Origin of the sequence: uncultured Campylobacter sp., from assembly GCF_938017705.1 — a bacterium.
Lineage (GTDB): Bacteria > Campylobacterota > Campylobacteria > Campylobacterales > Campylobacteraceae > Campylobacter_B.
In genome coordinates this window covers 1-6,237 of the sequence record NZ_CALIIS010000163.1, presented here as the reverse complement: position 1 = coordinate 6,237, position 6,237 = coordinate 1, and the positions used below count along the sequence as shown (strand labels likewise).

6 protein-coding genes are annotated in these 6,237 nt (G+C 52.3%); all 6 read right to left on the bottom strand.

Translation table 11 applies throughout. The annotated features are described in order from the left end of the window. Positions 1–65: 65 nt before the first annotated feature. The 6 genes from Q0605_RS07915 to Q0605_RS07890 are packed head-to-tail and all read right to left on the bottom strand — an operon-like array spanning position 66 to position 5,897. Positions 66–593, bottom strand: coding sequence for an outer membrane lipoprotein carrier protein LolA (locus Q0605_RS07915; protein WP_298705875.1), 528 nt, complete (start codon positions 591–593; stop codon positions 66–68). 32 nt (positions 594–625) lie between these two features. After that, positions 626–1,153, bottom strand: a complete 528-nt coding sequence (locus Q0605_RS07910) for a thioesterase family protein (protein ID WP_298705872.1) — start codon at positions 1,151–1,153, stop codon at positions 626–628. Then, positions 1,140–2,264 (bottom strand): hypothetical protein, encoded by a 1,125-nt coding sequence (locus Q0605_RS07905; RefSeq protein ID WP_298705869.1) that lies wholly within the window; start codon positions 2,262–2,264, stop codon positions 1,140–1,142. The genes Q0605_RS07910 and Q0605_RS07905 overlap by 14 nt, the downstream gene beginning before the upstream one ends. After that, positions 2,257–3,258: a glycosyltransferase family 2 protein gene (locus Q0605_RS07900; protein WP_298705866.1), complete on the bottom strand. Its 1,002-nt coding sequence runs from the start codon at positions 3,256–3,258 to the stop codon at positions 2,257–2,259. The genes Q0605_RS07905 and Q0605_RS07900 overlap by 8 nt, the downstream gene beginning before the upstream one ends. Beyond that, positions 3,239–5,383, bottom strand: a complete 2,145-nt coding sequence (locus Q0605_RS07895; RefSeq protein WP_298705863.1) for an AMP-binding protein — start codon at positions 5,381–5,383, stop codon at positions 3,239–3,241. The genes Q0605_RS07900 and Q0605_RS07895 overlap by 20 nt, the downstream gene beginning before the upstream one ends. Then, entirely contained in the window at positions 5,364–5,897 is a 534-nt protein-coding gene (locus tag Q0605_RS07890; protein ID WP_298705860.1) for a DNA gyrase subunit B, read from the bottom strand. The genes Q0605_RS07895 and Q0605_RS07890 overlap by 20 nt, the downstream gene beginning before the upstream one ends. Positions 5,898–6,237 lie beyond the last annotated feature (340 nt).

Below are 6,237 nucleotides of genomic sequence, written 5' to 3'. Positions count from 1 at the left end.
AATTTAACGCTATAAAGGCGCAAAGCGCGATGAATGCCGCGCCGAATGCCGCTAGGATCGCGCTCTTACTCATCTAAGCTCACGACGTCCGAAAATACGTTTTCGCTCACGTCGCCGTTAGCGCTGCTAATTCGCAGCACCCTGACGTAGGCGCCACCTTCGATCACGATATTTTTAAAGATATTTTGTAGCATCCCTTTTGGGCTTAGCTCGGCGCGCCACGCATCTTTGCTGCCACTTAGCGCGATCGAGAAATTTTTGCTAAGCCGTGCTACGTCCAGGCGCGATATCGCCAAAAAAGTGTCCTTATCAAAAAGCGAATCGGCGCTTTTGACCCACGCTTCGCCGCTGCGCTCAAAGACGCCGTCTGCGCCGATTTTAAGCTCGCTTCGCACCGGCTCTAGCGTCGTCCAAAACAGCTCTCCGCCTTTGATCCTAAACTCGCCGCTGCTTCGCACGGGCTCGGCAAAGCCCTCGATGCTGAGCGTTTCGCTAAATTTACCGCCGATATTGTCGGTCTTAAGCGCCAGATCGCCCACTTCAAGCGCGCCCGCAAGTCCCAAAATCGCCAAAAATAAAGCTAAAATTTTCATCGTAGTCCTTTAAATTTTATGCTCGCTAAATTTCACTGCTCGTTATCGCTGGTTAAAATTTCATTCGCCGCGGCGTTTTTAGCGCGGTCTCGCTCGGGCGCGGCTTTGTTCGCTACTGAAATTTTATCTGCCATTGAAATTTTACTCGCGGGATTTTTCTTTGCTAAAATTTTATCCGCGCACTCCCTTAGCTGCGGCGGTATCTCATACAGCGTCCTTTTGGAATCAAGCTCCACCGCGGCTTGCGACGTGGTTGCCTTGGCTAGGAGCGCGCCGGATGGGCTTTTGATGCGGTAGGAGAATTTTATGATCGTATCGCATTCAAGTAGCTCGATGCTCACCGCAACCTCGTCGTCAAAAAGTATCGGCGCGATAAATTTAAACTCCATTTTGATAATGGGATATATAAATCCATCATCTCTCATCTGCATATATGTGTAGCCCGCGTCGCGCCAAAATTCACATCTAGCGTCCTCGCATAGCTTTACGTAGTTGCCGTGCCACATCACGCCCATCGGATCGGCGTCGTAAAATCTGGCGCGAAATTTATACTCTTTCATTCCTCTCTCCGCTATGAAATTTTTCGTCTTGCGAGGCGGATTTTGCAGCGCTCAAATTTGAATTATCTAAATTTAGCGCAGTATCCGAGCTCGCCGTACTTTTTAAATTTGACGCGGCATTCGAACTTGCCGTGTCATTTAAATCCGCTGCGCCATTTAAATTTGACGCAGCGTTTGAACCCGTCTCGCCGAAATTTTGCGCGCCGTCGCGCTCCACATCGTTCGCGTCTTTTCCTTGTGCCCAAAAATCAAAGAAATTATACCATTGAGAAGGAAATTCTTTGGCATAAAGCTCGAGCTGCCGCACGTAGCTTTTAAGCGCTAGCGCGACCGATCGCGCCTTGTCGCGGCTTTTTAGCGGCGCAGGCAGCGGCTGCAGCCGCAGCTCACGCCCTTCGCGCCCCTCGTAGCACCATAGGCTAAATAGCGGCGCGTCTAAAATTTTAGCGAGCAGATAGCCGCCGATCGGGAAGTTCGCGCTGCGCCCTAAAAAATCCTCGCTTTGAAATTTATCCGAGCCCACCGGCATGCGATCGCCCATTATCGCGATGTGCTCGCCGTTTTGCAGTAGCTCTTTGATTTGCAACATCTCGCCGATGCCGAGCTCGCCGACGTAAAGAATTTTCACGCCGCCGCCCATTTTTTCGATAAATTTCATAAAATTTTCGCTGTGTTTGCGAAAGATCAGCACGTTGATTTTTATCCCCGCCGTGCTTGCCGAAAGGGCGCGCGCGATCTCGGTGTTGCCGAAGTGCGAAGTGATTAAAATTTTGCCCGTTCCGTCGCTTAAAAGCTCCTTCATACCGCTTTGCACCCGTATTTGATCCAGCGCGATCTTGCCGTTCCAAACCGCGATTTTTTCACACAGACTGAGGGAAAATTTATAAAAATTCGCGTAAATTTCGCGAATCTTGGGATCGCGATCAAGCGCGCGTCTCAAAAACTCCCTAATCGCGCGTCGCTCGTTTTTAAGCAGCGCAAAATAGATCGCCGAGATGCAAAGCGCGGTGCCTCGCATGCAAAAATCAGGCGTGTGAAGCGTGATGAAGCGGGCTAAATTTAAAAGCGCCGCGCCCGCCTTTTCGTTGTTTTCGCTCCAGTGCTTAGCCATCGCGCCCGTCCTTTGCGGCGGCATGTTGCGGCGAGGCTTTTACGAGCGAGCTTTGCGCTGAATTTCTCGCCTGTGAGCTTTGTGCTGCGGCGTTGTCGCCGCATTTTTCAGTACCAACTTTTTCGTTTGCGTCGCTGCCCATCTCCTCTTTTGTATCTTTGCGACTATCGCGCCGCGCGCCGCTGCAAAGGTTTTGCCTCGCTAGCCCTTGCAAAATTTCGTCTGCGTTCTGCTGCGAAACATCCTGCAAGCCGCGCTTTTTAAATTTATCGCAGGCGCGCTCTAGCGCTCTTTTTGCAAGCCAAAGTGGAAGCCCGCAAAATAGCCTAGCGTGCATCAGCGAAATTCCGAAATTATCTCGAAATGGCGCAAAGTGGCTCACTCCGCCCGCTTCGTAGCGCACCGCCAGATCGAGCCATTTTATCTCTAGTCCCGCCCGCGCGGCTAGGATTAAAATTTCGGCATCAAAGCCCATCCTGCGGCTCTTAGTGCGAGGCAGAAGTGGCACGATCCCCTCTAGCGGGTAAATTCTAAAGCCGCACATCGCGTCTTTTATGCGGTGCGAAAGGGTGTTGATCACGCACCAAAAATTCATTATCTTACGTCCGTGCAGGCGGGATTTTGGTGCGCTTTCGTCATACACGGGAGCGGCGCAGATCAGCGCGGCGGGCTGCTTTGCCGCAAGCGCCAAAAACTCCTCGCATCTGCCTATGTCGTGCTGAAAGTCCGCATCGATCTGAAATGCGTGCGTAAATCCAAGCTCCTTCGCCCACGTCAGCCCGTCGCACACGGCAGCGCCTTTGCCGCCGTTTTGCGCGCGGGTGTAAATTTGAGCCGCAAGCCCATTTAGCGCGCCTTTGCTCGCTTCGTCGCTGCCGTCGTCCACGATCAGCACGGGCGCGATGGGCGCCAGGGCGTGCACGAGCTCGGCGATGCGCGCGGGGTGGTTGAAGTAGGGCAGTAAAAACGCGGGCTTAAAGGCAAATTCTTCCACTGGCGCAGACCTTGTCGTTTGAAATTTCAAAGCGAAGTTTGTCGCTTGCTTCGGTGATTTTGATTAAAATTTCATCGCCCGGGCGGATGAAATTTTTAAATTTTAAATTTTCTATCTTTTGCATGCCGTCCAGCTCGTAGCCGAGGGCCTTTGCGCAGATCAATACGAAGCGAAGCTGCATAAACGCGGGCACCAGCGCAAATCGCGCAAAGTGTCCGTCGAAATAAAAGTCGCTTGCACGCACCTTCGCGCGAAACGCATTCTCCGCGCTCCGCTCGAAAACGGGCACCTCGTAGCGCTGCAAGGCGCTTAAAAAGTCCTTTTTGCTTAGCTTGCCCTGCTCATTAAAAGGCAGCTTGCTCGCGATCTTGAAGTAGCGCAAAATCGCGCCGAATTCGGGCTTCAAAAAGGCCTTCAGCTCATCCGTGACGCCCTTTTTGCCGCCCGCGCGAAACGCCTGCTCGCCGCGCTCGCTAAGCTTGATAAGGGCTACGGCGCGGTCGCGCTGCGGGTGCAGATCGATCCTGCACTCGCCGATAAATTCGTGCGAGCGGAGTTTGGCTTCGAGCAGATCGAGGCTCACGCGGTTTTCGTTGATTTTGACGGTGCGATCGCCGCGCCCCAAAAGGGTGATCTCGTCTGCGCGCACATAGCCGAAATCGCGGCTTTCGAAGCGCTCGCACCAAGGCGAGCTGATCGTAAACTCGCCCGTTTGCGAAAAATTGTCGGCGGGCTGCTTTGTCGTAAATTTATCGCAAAGCCCGTTCTCTTGCGTAAATTTATCGTCGTGTTTCGTCGCAGAGCTCGGTGCGGAGCTGTTTTTCTGGCTGGCTGCGGTTTTATTGCTAACGTCTGCATTAAATTTAGACGCTAGCTCGCCCGAGCGGTTTGTGTCTTGTTCGTCTGTATTTTGTTCGCCCGCACAGTGCTTCTTGGACTCTGCCATAGAATTTTCGCCGCAAGAGCTTGCCGCAGGATCAAAGAGCTCGCCCTCGCGTTTTGCCGCACCGCAGCTATCAATATCCGTGCGGATCTGCACGCTAACGGGAGCGAATTTTTTAAGCCCCGCACCCTCGTTGCAAGCGATCACGCCCGTTTCGCTGGAGCCGTAAATATCGACGATGCGGGCACTGCTAAGCGCTCGCAAATTATCTCGGATCGCAGGACTTAGTGGCGCACCCGCGCTAAAAATAGTGCCCAAAGGCGCTATGTTTGTAGCATCTGCGTGTTCGCACAGCGCGCCGAGCACCGTAGGCGAGCTGATCAGCACCGCGCCCGCAAGATCGGCTGCGAGGATGATTTCAGGGTAGTTTAGGCCGCCTTTTTGCGTGCGCGAGCCGCAAAGTAGCGGCACGAAGATGCTAAAGGTTAGCCCGAACATATTTTGGTGCGAGACGCCCGATAAAAATCGATCGCTTGCGCAAAGGCCGAATCTTTCTACTAAAAATTCCGCCTCTAAAACCATATCGCGTAGGCTTTTTTCGATATTTTTCGCCTCGCCCGTCGAGCCCGAAGTTTTGATATAAAATTTTTGATCCGCGCACAGCAGATGTAACGAGATGGCCTCCTGCTCGCAGGGTGCGTGATTTTGCGGCGCGTTTTTAGATGAAATTTTAAGCGCGGATTTTCCCGTACACGGAGGCGAAATGTTTTCTAAATCATGCGGGCCGAATTTGTCTAAATTTTGCGCTGCGGCGAGATCTGGAATTTTCACGTCGCCGCCGAGATGAAATTCGCCGCTAAATTTGGGCTCTCGCAACAGCACGGGCGCAAAACCCGCAATCAGCGCGCCGAAAAAAAACGCAATGAACTCCGCCGCATCCTCGCCGTAAATTTCGATCATCGGCGCGCGCTTTTGCTCTTGCGCCTGCGCCGCTTGCAGGGCGCGCGTGGCACCTGCGTCGCCGCTAGAATTTTTAGCGCCATTAAAATTTGCGCTTCTGCTAGAATTTTCCGCATCTTTTAAATTTACATTTGCCGCGCTGCTTTGGGATTTGTCCGCGCCTTTTAAGTTTACCGCTTCGCTCCGCTTGCATCCAGTTTTTGCCAAATCGCGCGCAAGAGCCGCCGCGGCAAGGATTTCGCGCTCGTAAGGCTTCAAAGAATTAATCAAATTTTTTAACATAAAATTTCCTAAAAATCATCTCGCCGCCGATCAGTGCGCCGATGAGGACGTATGAGATCGCGCCGCAATAAACGCTCCAATAAATTTTATCTCGCGGTAGCAGCAGCGCCGCGCTAAGTAGGCCGTTTAGCACGAAAAATCCGAGCCAAACTTCGGTCAGCTTGCGCGTGTAAGCGCGGCCGTGCTCGTTAAGACCTGGCTGCTTCAAAAGTGCCAGGCGCGTGATCGCGGGCGTCGATCTTAGGCTGAGCGCGAAAAGCGCCGCGAGCGAAAAATTTATTATGAGCGGATACAGATACGCAAGACCGCCAAATAGGGCACACAGCGCAAAAAATGCCGCGCTCGCGCCCTTAATAGCGCGATCTTTACTTTCAAAAACAGCTCGCGCTCCCCATAGCGCGCTCATCGCCGCGAGTAAGCAGACCCGCGCGCCGCCGTGCAAAAAATAGAGGCCGAAAGGGTAAAACACGCTCAAAATTATGGTAGCTGTTTTTAAAAATATCGTTCGTCGCAATCTTTGTAATCCTTAAATTTAGCCGCAAGGGCTTGGTTTTTTTCTCGCGGCGGTTTTGTTTTACCGCGGCCGGCTAGGCTTTACTGCGGTAGTTTTGGTTTTTGTTACGGCGGCTAGGCTCTTGCCGCGGGCGCGATCGGCGCGATTATTACTGCGCTTCGATACTTTAAATTTAGCCTCGGCGTTCAAATTTTAGACGCCATGCTTTTAAAATTTTAATTCAGCCGCGCCTGCCGCCTTCAAATTCTAGCCGCATCTTAAAATTTAGCTGCGTCCTAATTTAACGCGCACAGCAGGTCTTGCCCTTGACGACTATATCAAACAACGCAAAGCAGGTATT